Genomic DNA, 255 nt, shown 5'->3' with positions numbered 1-255 from the left:
GCGTGTGTGTATGTGTGTGGTGTCAGCTGTTGTTCCAGTGCTGCGCGACGAGGTCGGCGGCCTGCTGCTCCCACTGCGCGTACGCGTCGGGGTAGGCGGAGACCTGCACCGTCTGGGCGGCATCGGTTAGCGGCATGTCCTGCCAGCCGTCGACCTGTCGGAGGCCCTTGAGGAACGCCGTCGTCGCATACTGCGGGTCGGTGATCTGCTCCGGCGAACCCCACCCGCTGGACGGGCGCTGCTGGAACAGGCCGA

At 67.8% G+C, this 255-nt stretch carries 1 pseudogene; it reads right to left on the bottom strand.

Annotation, left to right across the window (positions count from 1 at the left end):
• Positions 1-22 precede the first annotated feature (22 nt).
• Positions 23-255: pseudogene (locus LPA42_RS33580) on the bottom strand (hypothetical protein); the annotation flags it as partial.

Origin of the sequence: Micromonospora sp. DH13 (genome assembly GCF_020873825.1) — a bacterium.
In the GTDB taxonomy this organism is placed as follows: Bacteria; Actinomycetota; Actinomycetes; order Mycobacteriales; family Micromonosporaceae; genus Micromonospora; species Micromonospora haikouensis.
The sequence above is the reverse complement of the archived record's forward strand: the minus strand, read 5'-3'. Positions and strand labels throughout refer to the sequence as shown.